Annotated in this window: 12 protein-coding genes; 5 read left to right on the forward strand and 7 right to left on the reverse strand. The window is 75.7% G+C overall.

Annotation, left to right across the window (positions count from 1 at the left end; genetic code table 11):
• Nucleotides 1–40 precede the first annotated feature (40 nt).
• From R6Y94_RS18465 to R6Y94_RS18480, 4 genes are all read right to left on the reverse strand, one after another.
• Nucleotides 41–376, reverse strand: coding sequence for a hypothetical protein (locus R6Y94_RS18465; RefSeq protein WP_318397112.1), 336 nt, complete (start codon nucleotides 374–376; stop codon nucleotides 41–43).
• Nucleotides 325–1,605 carry an RNA repair domain-containing protein gene (locus R6Y94_RS18470; RefSeq protein WP_318397113.1) on the reverse strand — a complete coding sequence of 427 codons (1,281 nt, stop codon included), beginning with the start codon at nucleotides 1,603–1,605 and terminating at the stop codon, nucleotides 325–327. Before R6Y94_RS18470 ends, R6Y94_RS18465 begins: the two co-directional genes overlap by 52 nt.
• Nucleotides 1,606–1,607: 2 nt before the next feature.
• The gene (locus R6Y94_RS18475) at nucleotides 1,608–3,437 is read right to left on the reverse strand and encodes an RNA ligase family protein (protein WP_318397114.1); all 1,830 of its coding nucleotides are present in this window, start codon (nucleotides 3,435–3,437) and stop codon (nucleotides 1,608–1,610) included.
• 161 nt (nucleotides 3,438–3,598) lie between these two features.
• The gene (locus R6Y94_RS18480; protein ID WP_318397115.1) at nucleotides 3,599–4,231 is read right to left on the reverse strand and encodes a hypothetical protein; all 633 of its coding nucleotides are present in this window, start codon (nucleotides 4,229–4,231) and stop codon (nucleotides 3,599–3,601) included.
• Here R6Y94_RS18480 and R6Y94_RS18485 point away from each other — a divergent pair.
• Nucleotides 4,212–4,628: a DUF5980 family protein gene (locus R6Y94_RS18485; RefSeq protein WP_318397116.1), complete on the forward strand. Its 417-nt coding sequence runs from the start codon at nucleotides 4,212–4,214 to the stop codon at nucleotides 4,626–4,628. The two genes, R6Y94_RS18480 and R6Y94_RS18485, sit on opposite strands and share 20 nt — an antisense overlap.
• A 48-nt stretch (nucleotides 4,629–4,676) precedes the next feature.
• Here the strand turns inward: R6Y94_RS18485 and R6Y94_RS18490 are convergent, their stop codons facing one another.
• The gene (locus R6Y94_RS18490) at nucleotides 4,677–5,207 is read right to left on the reverse strand and encodes a LuxR family transcriptional regulator (RefSeq protein WP_318397117.1); all 531 of its coding nucleotides are present in this window, start codon (nucleotides 5,205–5,207) and stop codon (nucleotides 4,677–4,679) included.
• 19 nt (nucleotides 5,208–5,226) lie between these two features.
• Nucleotides 5,227–7,842: a helix-turn-helix transcriptional regulator gene (locus R6Y94_RS18495; RefSeq protein WP_318397118.1), complete on the reverse strand. Its 2,616-nt coding sequence runs from the start codon at nucleotides 7,840–7,842 to the stop codon at nucleotides 5,227–5,229.
• Nucleotides 7,843–8,050: 208 nt separating this feature from the next.
• Here R6Y94_RS18495 and R6Y94_RS18500 point away from each other — a divergent pair, with 208 nt between their 5' ends.
• The 4 genes from R6Y94_RS18500 to gndA all read left to right on the forward strand — a co-directional run bounded on the left by R6Y94_RS18500 (nucleotide 8,051) and on the right by gndA (nucleotide 13,689).
• Complete coding sequence (locus R6Y94_RS18500) at nucleotides 8,051–9,568, forward strand: dynamin family protein (RefSeq protein ID WP_318397119.1); 1,518 nt, start codon at nucleotides 8,051–8,053, stop codon at nucleotides 9,566–9,568.
• Nucleotides 9,565–11,484: a dynamin family protein gene (locus tag R6Y94_RS18505; protein ID WP_318397120.1), complete on the forward strand. Its 1,920-nt coding sequence runs from the start codon at nucleotides 9,565–9,567 to the stop codon at nucleotides 11,482–11,484. The genes R6Y94_RS18500 and R6Y94_RS18505 overlap by 4 nt, the downstream gene beginning before the upstream one ends.
• Nucleotides 11,477–12,115 carry a hypothetical protein gene (locus R6Y94_RS18510; RefSeq protein WP_318397121.1) on the forward strand — a complete coding sequence of 213 codons (639 nt, stop codon included), beginning with the start codon at nucleotides 11,477–11,479 and terminating at the stop codon, nucleotides 12,113–12,115. Before R6Y94_RS18505 ends, R6Y94_RS18510 begins: the two co-directional genes overlap by 8 nt.
• Before the next feature lie 107 nt (nucleotides 12,116–12,222).
• A complete protein-coding gene (gndA, locus tag R6Y94_RS18515; RefSeq protein ID WP_318397122.1) occupies nucleotides 12,223–13,689 on the forward strand; it encodes an NADP-dependent phosphogluconate dehydrogenase in 1,467 nt (488 codons plus the stop codon).
• Between the two features lie 108 nt (nucleotides 13,690–13,797).
• Here gndA and R6Y94_RS18520 read toward each other — a convergent pair whose 3' ends face one another.
• A complete protein-coding gene (locus R6Y94_RS18520) occupies nucleotides 13,798–15,111 on the reverse strand; it encodes an Hsp70 family protein (protein WP_318397123.1) in 1,314 nt (437 codons plus the stop codon).
• Nucleotides 15,112–15,160: the final 49 nt, after the last annotated feature.

Raw genomic sequence — 15,160 nt, forward strand, 5'->3', positions numbered from 1 at the left:
CCCGGCGGCGGGAGCATCGTGCCCGGGTTCGGTGCGCGGCTCACCGCAGGGTCGGCACGTCGCCGCCGGGCAGCCAGTCGACGGTGGCACCGGGCAGTCCCGCCGTCCAGGGCGCGGCCGCCTCGGCGAGCCGGACCGGATCCGGTGGCGTCGGGCTGAGGCCGATCACGTACCGGGCCAGCTCCGGAGTCCGCTCGAACGGGCGCGGCCAGGCGTGCGGCTCCGCTGCCCCGGCCCGCTCCACGGCGGTGAGCAGGGCCCGAACCCGGCCCCGGACCCGGCCGAGCGTCACGCTGAACGCCTCGCCCCGGACCGCCCGTACGGTCAGCACCGCCCAGGCGGCGTGCCGGCGGTGCAGCGGCGGTGGCGACAACAACGCGGGGTCGGCTCCGGGGCGGCTCCCGCCGCGTCCTCGACCCCGGTGGGTCGGGCCGGCTCGCCGGGTACGCCGGCCGGGTCGGTCGAGCCGTCCACTACGACGTCCACGGTGACGCCGTAGTGGTCCGAGACGAACAGGCCGTCGACGGAGGCCGGGGCGGTGCCGAGCAGGGCGGCGGCCTCGGCCCGCAGTCCGGTGCCGCGCAGCAGTACCCGGTCGAGCCGGCCCGCCCGGCCGGACAGCGACGAGACGGCCGCCAACGGGTTGACCTGCGGGTCGAAGGTCGGCGTCCGGTCGGCGGGCCCGTGCAGCTCGGACCAGGCGTCCCGTACCTCGGGCAGGACGCCGGGGCCACGTCCGCCGTCGTTGAAGTCGCCGACCAGCACCACCGGTCCGTCGATCCCGGCCAGCGCCTCGGCGAGCCGGGCCAGTTCGACCTGCCGTCGGGCCGCCCCGCCGTCGGCGTGGTCGCTGGTCAGGTGGGTACCGGCCACCACCACCGGCCCGGCGGCCGACTCCACGGTGATCGCCGCGACCGCCTTGTGCGGGCCGAGCGGGTGCCGGCCCGCCTCCCGGACCGGCAGCCGGCTGAGCAGCAGCAGCCCGGTGTCGTCGACGTCCCGACCGGTCGGGTCGGTGCCCAGGGTGTAGCCGGCGCGGACCCAGGGGGCGCTCAGCAGCAGGTGCAGCAGCCCGGCTTCGACCTCCTGCAGGGCGATCACGTCCGCGTCGGCGTCTTCGAGCGCGGCCAGCAGCAGCGGCCGGCGCCGGGCGGTGTCGATCCGGTCGCTGTCGTACCGGTCCCAGAGGGTGTTCCAGGTCAGCACCCGCAGCCGGGCCGGGCCGGGCAGCGGTGCGGTGCCGGCCGGCGCGGGCGCGGCACGCCAGCCGGCGGCCGGTACGCCGGTCCGGTCACCCGGTCCGGCCGACCAGCGGAACGGCGTGCCGGCGGCGAAAGACGGCGCCCGGAGCAGCCGGGGTCGCCGGCTGCGGCCCACCGGAGCCGAGTCGATCCGGTCCAGGCCGGCGGCCCGGTCCCAGACCACCTCGCCGTCCGCCTCGATGAACAGCACCCGGTGCCACGGGATGTCGCCGCCCGGTGTGAACGCGGGCAACGGCACCCGTTTCGGGTCGGTGCCCCGGACGTTGACCCCGAGCACGAACCGGGCCGGGTCGAAACGCGGATCCCAGCGGATCCGGTGGTAGATCTCCTCGCTGGTCCGCATGCTCAACCCACCTCGCCGAACACGGGCGCACCGTCGCGCACCGGCGCACCGTCGGCCGGGTTCTCCGGCTCCTCGTCGGCGAGGCTGCCGGCGACGTCGCCGACCGTGCCGTCCGGCCCGACGTACCAGGTGCGGTGCGCCTCCCCCGGCAGCGGCGGCCGGAACCGGCGGAGCTGGCCGGCGAGTACCTCCGGCGGCACCGGGTACGCCCGGTCGGCGTTGCGCCGGGCCAGCACGTCGTCCGGAACCAGCAGCACCGCGTGCGTGGTCAGTGCGTCGCGGCGGCGGGCCACGGCGTGCACCAGGGACCGCTGCTGCCGGTTCAGCGCGGTCGCGTCCCAGACGACCGTCCCGCCGGCGGCCAGCAGGGTGTCGAGCCGGTCCAGGCCGGCACGCAACACCTCGGCGTTCGCCCGCTGGTCGGCGCGGGACCCCCGGGCCTGGCGCAGCTCGTCGAGGGAGACGATCCCGGCCACGCCCGGCAGGCGCTGCGCGAAGCTGCTCTTGCCGCTGCCGGCCGGCCCGACCGTCAGCACGAGCCGGGGAAAGCGCCCCGACCGCCACCGCCAGGTCGCCGCCGGTGCCTGCTCCGGCGTGCCGATCCGGCCGTCCGCGTACGCCCGGCGGGCCTCGGCCCAGCACCGGTCCGCCGCCTCCGGGTCGCACCCGCGCAGCGCCGTACGCAGTTCGGCCCGCAGCGGACGCAGCGGCGCCTCGGCGAGCAGGCCGGCCTCGTCGGCGTGCAGTTCCGACCAGGCGACCTGCTCCCGTGCGTCGGCGCTGCCGGCATCGTCGCGGCCGGTCAGCACCGCGGCGGCGACGGCGTGCAGCACGCCGACGTCGACCGCGTCGGCGAGCCGGACCAGGCCGGCCCGGCGCGCCTCGTCGGGAAACGGCCGGTGCGGGCCGGTGTGCAGCTCCACCAGGTCGTTGATTCGGCGCGCCAGCGGCATGCCGAGCGGAGCGACCAGGCGGGCCGCCAGCCCCGGCCGGCGGGTCTGGGCGAAGAGGGCGGCCAGCACCCCGGCCAGGCGCGGGTCACCGCAGCGGCCCAGCAGGTCGAGCCGGGCCAGGACGTCGGCGACGACCTCCTCGGCCCGCTCGGCCGTCCCGCCGTCACCGGCGGTGCCGTCGTTTGCGGTGCCGGTGACGCCGAGGGTGGCGGCGAGCAGCGCGGGTACGTCCGCCGGGCCGCCCGACCGCACCTCCCAGAGCGGGGCGTGCGGGCCGAGCCCGTTGGGCACCACCGGAGCCAGCATCCAGTGCGCGTCGGTGCGTACGTGGTCCCGGCGTACCCACTTCACGACCCGGGCGGCGAACTCGGCGCGGGGAAAGCCGTCGACGGTCCGGACCACGTAACCCTCCTGCCGGGCCGGGTCGAGCCGCAGCGTACGCAGGGCCCGCTCGTCGAAGGTGCCCCGCCACAGCACCGGCGGCACCGGCAGGCCGAGCCGCCGGGTGAACCGGACCGTCCGGTCCCAGTCCAGGCAGTGGTCACCGGCCCAGACCGAGAAGGCGTAGAACCAGCTCGCCAGATCCTGGTAGCCGATCGAGTGCCGGGCGTAGACGTTCTCCCCGCAGATCCGCCACCCGGCCGGCAACCCGGCGGCGATCCGGCCGTGCAGTGCCTTCAACCAGGCCCGGGACGGATGGTGCGCCGAGTCCAGCGAGCGGGCGTGCAGGCCGTCCCGGTAGAGGGTGGTGTTCTCGCCGTCGAGTTTCTCGGTCACCACCACCTCCCGGCCACGCAGGCCGGACAGGTCCCCGACCCGCAGGTCGTCGGCGGCCACCCCGGGCGACCAGGGCAGGTGCGGGGTGCGAGGGTACGGCACCCGCATGATCCACCCCCGACGACGACCAACCTGGTGATCGAAAACGGTACGCAGCGCGGCAATTCCCGGCCAGCCATTTAGGCATCGGCGAGCGGGAAGCGAACCGCGCCGGTCACGCGGATCCGGAGCAGGTCGACGGTGCTCTCAGCAAGCCGTGTCGCTCACCCTTGCTGAGAATGTCCGGTGCGGTGGTGGGACCGGTGCTCGTACTGCGCCGACGGGACCGGCCGCCAACCCGGTGTCGACTCGTCGCTCCGGCAGGCGGTGCAGAACGTCCACAGCCGATAACCATCCCCGTACGTCTGGCAGTGGGCCAGGTAGTTTCCGGTGTATTCCCATGCCTCGCCGGCGAACCTGCACTCCGCGCAGTACCGGAACGACGACCGGTACTGCCATCCGCTCGGTAGATTCCCGTTGCATCCGGTGACGAGCGGCTCCACCACCGCAGCCCGAGCCTGCTCGGCCAGGCCCGGAGCCGGCTGGGCCAGCGCCGGGACCGCGTTCACCGCCACTCCGGCAGAAAACGCAGCGGCAAAGGCCAGCGCGAAGGCCGCTTTCTTGAGTAAGAATCCACGTCCCTGTGTCATGTCGCGAAAACTATCAACAGGCGACTTCTCGGCGGCTTCGGCTGCTTCTGATGTCTCTCTGAGACGACAACCGTAGGCTGCCGGGTTCAGGGCGGCGATACGAGTGACGACGATGCTGGGTGTGAGCCGCCCGTCGAACGAGCTTTGGGAGGTTTCGATGTTGCGATCGACCTTCGGCGCCGCTCGGTTGGCGCTCGGGCTGGTCACCGCTCTGACCCTGGCGCTGATCGCCGGCCAGCCGGCCGCCGCGGCGGGTACCTCCACGTCGGAGGGCGGCTGGCAGCTGACGAACATCGGCCAGCGCATCTGCATTCCGGCCGGCGAGTCCTGGTGGACGTACTTCTGGATCACCATCGACGGAGAGTGGTCGACCCCCATCGAGGTCGGAGCCCGCAACCTGCCTGCCGGCACGACCACCAGCCTGCCGCACGCGCCGATCCCGCCCGGATCGAGCGATGGTCACACCGCGCTCAATCTGATCGCGATGACCCTGCCGCCGCTACCGTTCGGGGTGTACCAGCCGGTGCTGACGGCGTCGGACGGGCTGCAGACGCAGCGCGTCCCGGTCACGATCCAGGTCCAGGAGCGCTGGGGCTGCGCCTGAGTTTCACCGGCCCGCCATCCGGGACCCGAACTCCGAACCCTGCGCCCGTCAGCCGGAGCGGCGCTGTCGCAGGTAGGCGAGGACGGCCTCCCGGGTGGTCCGCACTCCGAGCGCCTCGCGGGCCTGGGCGATCCGCCGGTTCGCGGTCCGCAGCGACAGGAACTCCGCCGCCGCCGCGGCGGCGATGGTCTCGCCGTCGGCGAGCCGCTCCAGCAGCGCCCGCTGCTCGGGGATCAGCCGGCTCACCACCGACTCGGTGTCGGACTCCGGCACCTCGTCCGGATCCCGGTGCACCGGCCCGAGCCGGCTCAGGTCGTCGACGAGTGCCCGGCCGACCTCGCCGGCCGGGTCCACGATGGCCACCACCCCGGCGCCACGGGCCGCGGCCAGTACCGCCAGCCGGACCGTGTCGGCGTCCGGTACCCGGCCGAACAGCACCAGCCGGGCGGCGGCCAGGTCCCAGCCGGGCTCGGCGACGGCGAACCCCTCCCGGGTCGACCACCCGTCCCGGGCCAGTCGGCGCAGCACCGTGGTCGCGTCGGTCGCCGACGGTACGACGTAGCGCGGCGGTTCGGTCATCGCTCACCTCCAGCACCAGTCACAGCGCCTCCAGGGCGAGGGCTGCGGCCTCGGTACGGGTGCGGGCGCCCAGCTTGCGCATCCCGGACCGGACGTGGGTCTCCACCGTCTCCGCGGATATACCCAGTTGACCGGCGATACGTCGGGTCGGTTCGCCGGCCGCGACCAGCCGGAGCACCCCACGTTCCCGGTCGGTGAGGTCGCCGTCCGCGCGGGCACCCCGGATGTCTCGGCGTACCGCGTGCCGGCGCAGCGCCCGGCGGATCCGGCCGAGCAGTACGACCAGCCCGGCGCGTTCGGCGCGTTCCTCGGCGGTCAGCAGCAGCGGGACGCTCCGGGCCGGGTCCGGTTCGTGCAGCCCGGCGGCGAGCAGGCAGCGCACCTCCTCGCGGACCGCCAGGTCCCGCCAGCCGTCGGCGGCCCGGGTGAAGCCGGCCGGGTCGCCGCCCGGGGTGTCCCAGGCGGCGAGGGTCTGCCACACCGGCGCCGGCGCCGGCGGAACGCCGGTCACCGCACCGCCGGGCAGCCCCGGACCGGGGCCGGCATCCGCGCCGTCGTACGCCGCCCAGCGGGCGGTGATCCGGCGCAGCCCGTCGATCAGCGGCGGGCCGCCGGAGGATGCTCCGCCGGCCCGGTCCGGCTGACCGTCCAGCCAGGCCGCCTCCCGGCTCACCCAGTCGAGCAGCGCGTCGGCGCCGGTGGAGCCGCCGGTGGCGGCCGCCAGCCGGGACCGGGCCGGGCCGAGCAGGCCACCGTCGGCCTCGACCAGGCTGGCGGCGGCCACCGCGTAGCCCCGGGCCAGCCGGGGCAGCGTCCGGTCGGTCAGGTCGGCCGCCCGGCGCAGCGCCTCGTCGGAGTCGAGTGCCGTCCCGGAGTCGAGTGCGGGCAGCCCGCCGCGCAGCGCCGCGCACCACAGCCGGGCGGCCAGGAACCGGGTCTGCCAGCTGTAGGCGAGGTCGGCCGCGCAGGCGTGTTCGGCCGCCTCGGCGGCCTGCCCGGCCTCGCCGGGCCGGCCGTCGGCGAGCAGCGTCTCGACCAGCAGCCAGGCACTCCACCGGGCGGAGAGCGGATCACCGGCCGTACCCGCCGCCGCGGCGGCGGAGGCCAGCGTCGACTCCCAGCCCGGGGCTCGGTTCGCGGCGCGTACCGCCGCCAGCGCGGCCCGCAGGCCCGGGTGCGCCGGTTCCGGGCCGTGCAGGGCGGTGATCCGGGCCGCCGCCCGGGTCGCCTCGGCCGGGTCGGCGTCGAGCTGGGCGAGGAGCATGATCCGGTCCCGGGCGGCGAGCTGCTCGGGGGTGGCCGAGTCCGGTACCCGGGCCACCGCCGACCGGGCGCCGGCCAGGTCGGCGAGCTGGACCAGTGCCTCCGCCCGCAGCAGGTCCGGGTCGACGCCGAGCGGTGTGCCGGTGCCCAGCACCCGGGCGGCGGCCCGGGGTCGGCCGCAGGCCAGCGCGGCCCGGGCGGCGTCGACCCGGACCGCCGGTTCCGGCTCGACGCCGGGCAGCGCGCAGGCGAGCAGCAACAGCTCGGCGCGGAGACCGGCGGTGTCGGCGTCGGCCGCCACGTCCAGCGCCCGCCGGTACGCCGCCGCGCCGTCACCGGCCGCCGCCAGGTGCCGGACCGCCTCGGCCGGTGGTACCAGCTCGGCCAGACGCCGGTGCAGCGCCTGCCGGCCGGTCTCGTCGAGCAGCCCGGCGGCGACCTCGGCGACGTACGGCGAGACCGGGGCGACCAGCGCGGCGCCGCCCTGCTCGACGGTGACCAGGCCGGCGGCGTGCAGTTCGTCGACCCCGGCACCGAGCACCCCCGCCGGTGCCGGCCGGCCGAGCAGCCCGAGCGCGGCCATCGTGGTGCGCGCCGGCCGGGTGAGATCGGCCAGCGCCGCCGCCACCGCGTAGCCGACCTGGTCGGCGTCGCGGTCCGCCGGCACCGGCTCCGGACGCCGCTCGCCGGTGCCGCCGGGTCGGGGTGCTCCGGCCGCCCGCTGCGCGGCCGCCTGCCGGGCCAGGGTCACCACCGCCAGCGGCACCCCGCCGGCCCGTCGGACCACGTCGGCGACGGTCGACGGGCCCAGCCCGGGGGCGATCCGCCCGGCCAGGAGGGTCGCCGACTCCACGGTCAGCGGCGGCACCGTGAGCCAGCCCGCCGCGACGGCCCGCAGCGCCGCCACCGCGGCCGGCGGCAGCCGGTGCGGGGTACGCAGCGCGACCGCGATCCGGCAGTGTGCGGCCAGCGGCACCAGGGCGGCGAGAGTGGCCGGATCGACCCACTGGAGGTCGTCCAGCAGCAGCAGGCCGCCGCGTACCCGGGACCGGACCGCCTCGGCGAGCAGTGCCGGATCGTGCCCGGGCAGCCGGACCCGGACCGCGCGGGCCAGCGCGAACGCCGGTTCGCCGGGCAGGCTGGCCAGGCCGCCACCGGCGAAGACCGGCCCCCGGAACGCGGCGCCGAGCCGGTGCAACGCGGTGCTGCGCCCGCCACCGGGTCCACTGTGCAGCACCACCAGGCCGGGGGTGGTGAGCAGGCCGGAGCCGGCCGCGACGACGTCCGGGGCCCGATCGCCGACCGGCCCGTCGTCCGGCAGGTCGGCTGGCCGGAACTGGTCGGGCAGATCACCGACCGACGCGTGCCGCACTGTCCCCCCCCGCCCGGGTCGACGCCTGGCCACCCTGGAAGACGGTGGCACGAACATGGGATCCTGCGCCGGCAGGATATTCGTAGTGTGATGTCCGGCAGGGGCAGCCCGCCCCCGCCGTCGTGTCGGAAGGACAGCAGACGAGATGAACGTGCCCCACCACCGGGTTCCTGCCATTGTCGCCGACCGCACCGCCGGCTGACGAGCGATGGGAGCAGGTCCGCTCAGCGCCCGGGTCGCCGGCCTCTGTGACGAGGTCGGTCCCCGACTCGGCGCCGCTACCGGAACCCAGGTGTCGGGGGTACGCCGCCGGCTCGACGAGCCGCTGCGGGTGGCGATCGCCGGTCGGCTCAAGGCCGGCAAGTCGACGCTGGTCAACGCGCTGATCGGCCGGCGGGTGGCACCGACCGAGGTCGGCGAGTGCACCCGGATCGTCACCCAGTTCCGCTACGGCACCGCCGACCGGGTCGACGTGGTACGCCGGGACGGCAGCCGGCTCAGCCTGCCGCTGGACGACGCCGGCATGATCCCGCAGCGGCTCGGCGTGCCGCGTGCCGAGATCTCCTACGTCGATGTCACGCTGACCAGCGATCACCTGCGCGACCTGACCGTGCTGGACACCCCGGGGCTCGCCTCGACGAACACCTCGGTCAGCGCGGGTGCCCGCCGGTTCCTGTTCGAGGCCGCGGCCGCCCCGTTCGACGACAACATCGACGACGATTCGGCCGGCGCGATCGCCGGTGCCGAGGCGATCGTCTACGTCTTCACCCAGTCGGTCCGGGACGACGACGTGGCGGCGCTGGAGGCGTTCCGGTCGGTCTCGGCCCGGCTGGCCAGCAACCCGATCAACTCGCTGGGCCTGTTCAACAAGGTGGACAAGCTGGTCGGCGGTGCGGCCGACCCGTGGCCGGTGGCCGGCCCGCTGGCCGCCGACCAGACCGGTGTGCTGCGCCGGGTGGTCTCCGAGGTGGTGCCGATCGTCGGGCTGCTGGCCGAGACGACCGAGGCTGGCCGGCTGACCGCCGCCGACTGCGAGGCGCTGCGGACGATGGCCCGGCTGCCGGCCGGCGAGCGGGCGGTGCTGCTCGCCTCGGTCGACCTGTTCACGTCCCGGGACTGCCCGGTTCCCCGGGAGCAGCGGGAGCGGCTGCTGCGGCTGCTCGACCTGTACGGCATCGGCTTCGCCATCGCCCAGTTCGCCGCCCAGCCGCAGCTCGCCAGCGGCGACCTGGTGCGGCTGCTGTTCCAGGCGTCCGGGTTCCCCCGGCTGCGCAACACCCTCGACCAGGCGTTCCGGTGGCGTACCGACGCGATCAAGGCCGGCTGGGGGCTCTCCACCCTGGAGAAGCTGGCCAGCCACGCTTCCCGGCCCGAGGAGCGGGAACTGCTGCGGGACGCGATCGAGCAGGTGCTGCAACAGCCGGAATACCACCGCCTGCGGCTGCTGGAGGTGGCCCAGCTGGTCAGCTCCGGCTCGGTGGAGCTGCCGGAGCCGATGGAGCAGGAGCTGACCCGGCTGGCGCTCTCCACCGACCCCCGATGGATCCTGAGCCTGCCGGCCGCCGCCCCGGAGCAGTTGGCCCGGGCGGCGCTGGAGGCCGCCACCCGCTGGCGGGTGTACGCGGTCGCCGGGGCGAGTCCGGCGCAGTCCCGGGTGGCCCAGGTGGCGCACCGCGGCTTCTTCCTGCTCTCCCAGCGGGTACGCGCCGAGGGGAGCCCGCGGTGACCGCCGGCCGTACCGCCACCGGGTCGGGTGCCGCCGCCCCGGCCCAGCGTGGCGGCGGGAACCCGGAGGCGGCGCTCGGCGCGGCGCTGGGCGGGGCGGTCGACGGCGGGCTGGCGTTCCTGCGCAAGGTCGCCCCGGACGCCGCCGCCGAGGTCGACATGCTGCGCCGCCAGGTGGTGACCCGCCCCTCGATCGTGGTGGTCGGCGAGACGAAACGCGGCAAGAGTTCCCTGGTCAACGCGCTGGTCGGGGTGCCCGGGCTGTCGCCGGTCGACGTCGCGGTCGCCACCTGCTGCTATCTGGAGTTCGTGCCCGGGCCGGAGGCCGGCGCCCGGGCCTTCCTGCCGGGTCGGGGCGAGCCGCTGCCGCTGCGCCTGTCCGACCTGCGGGACTGGGCCACCCCGCTGGGCCGGCTGCCGGACGACCAGCGCCCGCCCCGGCACATCGAGGTGACCCATCCGGCGCCACTGCTGCAATATCTCAGCCTGGTCGACACCCCGGGCACCGGCGGGCTGGATCCGGCGCACGCCCAGATCGCGCTGGACGCGGCGGCCCGGGCCACCGCCCTGCTCTTCGTGGTCGACGCCGCCGCCCCGTTCGCCCAGCCGGAACTCGACTTCCTGATCGAGGCGAGCAAGCGGGTCAACCTGGTGGTCTTCGCGCTGACCAAGACAGACGCGTACCCGGGCTGGCGGACGATCCTGGCCGACAACCGGGCGCAGTTGCAGGCCCACGCCCCCCGGTTCGGCGGCGCGTCGTGGTTTCCGGTCTCGGCCCGGCTGGCCGAGCTGGCCCGGACGATGCCGGCGGAGGCGGCCGGTGAGCTGATCCGGGAGTCCCGGATCGCCGAGTTGCAGCACGCCCTGATCGGAGTGGCCGCTCGGGGGCACCTGCTGCGGCAGGCGAACCTGCTGCGCACGGTCCGCAGCGAACTGGTCCGGTACGACCTGGAACTCGGCGACCGGCTGCGGGCCGCCGACCCCGATCCGGCGGACCTGGCCCGGATCAAGCAGGACCGGGCGGCGCTGGCGGCGCGGAAGCGTACCGAGTCGCGGCAGTGGTCGCTGGCGTTGAGCACCGAGACGCAGCGGGCCCGGGTGGAGGCGACCGGGCTGCTCCGGGGTTACGTCGGCACCCTCCAGGAGGAGTTCCTGAACCGGATCGACAAGGCCCGGGGCGAGGAGCTCAAGGGGCTGCCGCAGCAGGTCGACGAGGGGTTGCACGCGCTGTCGGTACGGCTCTCCGACGATCTGGAGGTGCGGTTCCGGCAGGTCGGCGAGCGGGTACTCGCCGAGGTGTTCCAGCCGGAGGAACTGCGGTTCGTGCTGGGGCGGCTCAACGCGACCCTGCGGCACGCGCTGGCCAGCAAGCCACGCCGGGACGGCGGCGGCCCGGACAACATGATGATCGCGATGTCTGCCGGGTCGATGGCGTTCCTGGCCGGCCGGGGCGCGATGGCCGGCGCCTCGGCGCTCGGCGCGGGCGCGCTGGTCGGCGGCAGCCTGCTGATCCCGTTCGCCGGGCTCGGCCTGGGGCTCGCCGCCGGCGGCTTCATCCTGTACCGGCGCCGGGTGCACACCGACCGGCAGCAGGCCCGGATGTGGCTGCGGGAGGTGGTCGCCGACGCCCGGGCCGCGCTGTCGGACGAGATCGCCAACCGGTTCACCGACCTGCAGTACGCGCTGACCCTCGCACTGGACGACGCGATCGAGCGCCGGCTGCGGCAGCTCGACGAGCGGATCGCGGAGATCGACGCGGCGGCGGCCGAGGACAGCGCCGTGCGGGCCCGGCGCCGGGCCGTGACGCAGGCGGAGCGGGAGACGGTTCGGGCCCGGGTCAAGCAGGTCGACGAGGTGCTGGTGCGGGCCCGGGCGCTGGCCCCGGCCACCGAGGACCGAGGGCGGACACATGACTGACTACTGGGGCGGCTGGTCCGCCGACCAGCCGGAGTTCGGCGGCCCGGAAGGTGAGGACTTCGGTGACCTGACCCCGGACCAGCCCGACGACGGCGGCTTTCCGGTCGAGGGGTTCGGCGCCGCCGACCCCGACCCCGGCGACCTGTCCGGGGCGCCCGCCGACCCGCCGATGCCGCTCGGCTACGACGACCTGCCGACCGCCGACCCGTACGCCGAGCCGGACCCGTACCCGGCGGAGGAGTCGGGGTTCGGGCCGGACGGCTATTCCGAGGTGCCCGCCGAGGAGGGCTTCGGCGCGGCGGACCCGCCGGTCGGCGCCGACCCGGACCTCGACCCGTACGCCGACATCGGACCGGCCTGGTGGGAGTCGACCGAGCTGCCCGACCTCGGCGCACCGCCAGAGCCGGTCGACGGCTTCCCGTGGACCGATCCCGCCCTGCTCGGCCAGCCGGACGCCGCGGTGCCGCCGCCGCTGTCCGAGCCGGACGCCGCGACGGTCGCCCCGGACGAGTTGGCCGGGTACGCCGGCGAGGAACTACCGGCCGACGGCGACCCGTGGTCGGCGCTGACCGCCTCCGACGACCCGGCGACGAGTACGCTTGCCCGGTTCTGGTTGCCGGACGAGCGCTGAGGAACACCGGGCCTTCCGCCCTGCTGCGGGATTCCGCGCGCTTCTCCGACGCCGGCACGGGAACTGGCAACCGGCCGTACCTGGCCCAGAAGGAAGCGAGCGGCAAGATGGCGGAGACGACGAGTGGCGGCACCGGCGCCACGGCCCAGATCGGGGTGACCGGGCTGGCGGTGATGGGCCGCAACCTGGCCCGCAACCTGGCCCGGCACGGTCACCGGGTGGCGGTGCACAACCGGTCGCCGGAGCGGACCCGGAGCCTGGTCGCCGAGCACGGGGACGAGGGGACGTTCGTGCCGAGCGAGTCGCTGGCCGACTTCGTCGCCTCGCTGGAGCGGCCCCGCGCCGTCATCGTGATGGTGAAGGCGGGCCGACCCACCGACGCCGTCATCGACGAGCTGATCCCGCTGCTTGAACCCGACGACATCGTGATCGACTGCGGCAACGCCCACTTCGCCGACACCCGGCGGCGGGAGGAGACGCTGCGCGAGCACGGGCTGCACTTCGTCGGCACCGGTGTCTCCGGCGGCGAGGAGGGTGCGCTGCTCGGCCCGAGCATCATGCCGGGCGGTTCGGTCGAGGCGTACCGCAAGCTCGGGCCGATCTTCGAGTCGATCGCCGCCCAGGTCGACGGGGTGGCGTGCTGCGCACACATCGGGCCGGACGGTGCCGGGCACTTCGTGAAGATGGTGCACAACGGCATCGAGTACGCCGACATGCAGCTCATCGCCGAGGCGTACGACCTGCTCCGGGAGCGGCTGGGTGCGACACCGGCCGAGATCGGCAAGATCTTCGCCGGCTGGAACGAGGGCGACCTGGAGTCGTTCCTGATCGAGATCACCGCCGACGTGCTCGGGCACGTGGACGCCGGCACCGGCAAGGCGTTCGTCGACATCGTCCTCGACCAGGCCGAGCAGAAGGGCACCGGCCGGTGGACGGTGCAGAGCGCGCTCGACCTGGGCGTGCCGATCACCGGGATCGCCGAGGCGACGTTCGCCCGCTCGCTGTCCGGGCACGCCGACCAGCGGGCCGCCGCGGCCCGGGCGTACGCCGACGCGGGCGGTGAGGCGCCGACCGCTGAGGTGGACCGGGACGCGTTCGTGGAGGACGTCCGCAAGGCGCTGTACGCGTCGAAGATCGTCGCCTACGCGCAGGGCTTCGACCAGATCCGGGCCGGCAGCCAGGAGTACGGCTGGGACATCGACCCGGCGGCGCTGGCCACCATCTGGCGGGGCGGCTGCATCATCCGGGCCCGGTTCCTCAACCGCATCCGGGAGGCGTACGACGCCGACCCTCAGTTGCCGACGCTGCTGGTGGCGCCGTATTTCGTGCAGGGGGTCGCGGAGAGCGTCGCCAGCTGGCGGCGGGTGGTCAGCTACGCCGCCCAGGCCGGCGTGCCCGCCCCCGCCTTCGGCTCCTCGCTCTCCTACTACGACGGGCTGCGGCGGGACCGGCTGCCGGCCGCGCTGATCCAGGGCCTGCGGGACAACTTCGGTGCCCACACCTACCAGCGGGTCGACACCGAGGGCAGCTTCCACACCCAGTGGGCCGGCGCCCGCACCGAGTCTCCGGCCTGACCGCAAACCGCGATAACGCGGCGACCGCGCCAACCCGACGGGTCGGCGGTCCCTCCTCCGGCACGGGGGCGGATCGCCGGCCCGGTCGCGTCCCGGCCTGTCCCCGGGTCAGCCGGGCCCGGCGGTGACGACCGCGACCAGCACGACGAGCGCGGCGACCACCAGCAGGGCCAGCGTCCCGGTCCAGACCAGTCCGGTCGTCCCGGTCCAGAACCGGCCGGCCGGCTGCGCCCCGGGCTGACCGGGCTGGGCGGGCGCCGGCCATTCGGGCTGGGCGGGCGCCGGCCGCAGCGGCGTCACCGCCCGGGCCGGAGCCGATCCATCACGGGCCGACCCGCCCGGGGCCGGTGCGGGCCGGGCCGGTGGGTCGTCGAGCCGGAGGGCTCCCTCGGCGACCACCGTCTCCGGCTGCTCCAGGGTGGTCGGGGCGACGCCCAACTCGGCGTGGATCAGCCGGGCGGCCAGCGGAATCCGGCTGGAGCCGCCGACCAGGAAGATCCCGACCAGGTCGGCCGGGTCCAGCCGGGCAGCGGCGATCGTCCGGGCCAGGCAGTTCACCGTCTGTTGGAGCTGCCGGCGGATCAGCGACTCCAGCTCGTCCCGGGTCAGATGCGCCCGCAGGTCCAGCGCCGGCAGGTGCAGCTCGGCACTGGCGGCCCGGGACAGCAGTTCCTTGGCCGCCCGGACATCGTCGTAGAGCAGTTCCCGCGCCCGGCGCTGCCCCGCGTCGGCCGGGCTCAGCAGGCCGTGCCACAGCTCGGTCCGGCCGCCGGCGTAGCCCCGGCCGAGGTGCTCGACAAGGGCCTCGTCGAAGTCCAGCCCGCCCAGATCGGTCAGGCCGGACTCGGCCAGCACGTCGAAGCCGTCGACGGTGCGGCGGACCACGGCGGCGTCGAAGGTGCCGCCGCCCAGGTCGTAGACGGCCAGCGACCGGCCGGGCGGCACCACCGTACCGAGTACCGCCGGATAGTAGGCCGCCGCCGCGACCGGCTCGGCGACCGGCCGGGGCGGCGGCAGCCCGGCGGCGCGGGCGGCGGCGACCAGCACGTCGCGACGGCGCTCCCCCCACCGGGCCGGATGGGTGAGCCGGACCTCGTCGACCCCGCCGAGCTGCCGGTACGCCTCGGCCGAGACCCGCCGCAACACCGCGCCGACCAGCTCGGTGACCGGCACCTCCCGGTCGCCGAGCAGCACCGCCCCGTCGTCGATCCGCCGTTTCGGGGCCGGCTCGAACCGGGCCGGGTCGAGCCGGGCCGCCCGGAACGCGTCCCGTCCGGTCAGCGGCGTGCCGGCCGGGTCGAGGCAGACCGCCGAGGGCAGCAGCGGGCTGCCGTCGAAGAGCAGCGGCCGGGCCCGGCTGTCGGCGCCCCGCACCACGGCAACGGTGTTGGAGGTGCCGAAGTCGATGGCGAGCAGCCGCATGGCGAGCAGCCTACTGAACCGTCGCCGACCTGCCCTCGCGGTCCGTCCT

This window comes from Plantactinospora sp. KLBMP9567, from assembly GCF_033446045.1.
In the GTDB taxonomy this organism is placed as follows: Bacteria; Actinomycetota; Actinomycetes; order Mycobacteriales; family Micromonosporaceae; genus Plantactinospora.

Excerpts from the sequence above, each read along its gene's own strand:
- R6Y94_RS18490 (WP_318397117.1), bottom strand. The coding sequence starts at position 5,207 with ATGACCGAACCGCCGCGCTACGTCGTACCGTCGGCGACCGACGCGACC.
- R6Y94_RS18500 (WP_318397119.1), top strand. The coding sequence starts at position 8,051 with ATGGGAGCAGGTCCGCTCAGCGCCCGGGTCGCCGGCCTCTGTGACGAG.
- R6Y94_RS18470 (WP_318397113.1), bottom strand. The coding sequence starts at position 1,605 with ATGCGGACCAGCGAGGAGATCTACCACCGGATCCGCTGGGATCCGCGT.
- gndA (WP_318397122.1), top strand. The coding sequence starts at position 12,223 with ATGGCGGAGACGACGAGTGGCGGCACCGGCGCCACGGCCCAGATCGGG.
- R6Y94_RS18510 (WP_318397121.1), top strand. The coding sequence starts at position 11,477 with ATGACTGACTACTGGGGCGGCTGGTCCGCCGACCAGCCGGAGTTCGGC.
- R6Y94_RS18520 (WP_318397123.1), bottom strand. The coding sequence starts at position 15,111 with ATGCGGCTGCTCGCCATCGACTTCGGCACCTCCAACACCGTTGCCGTG.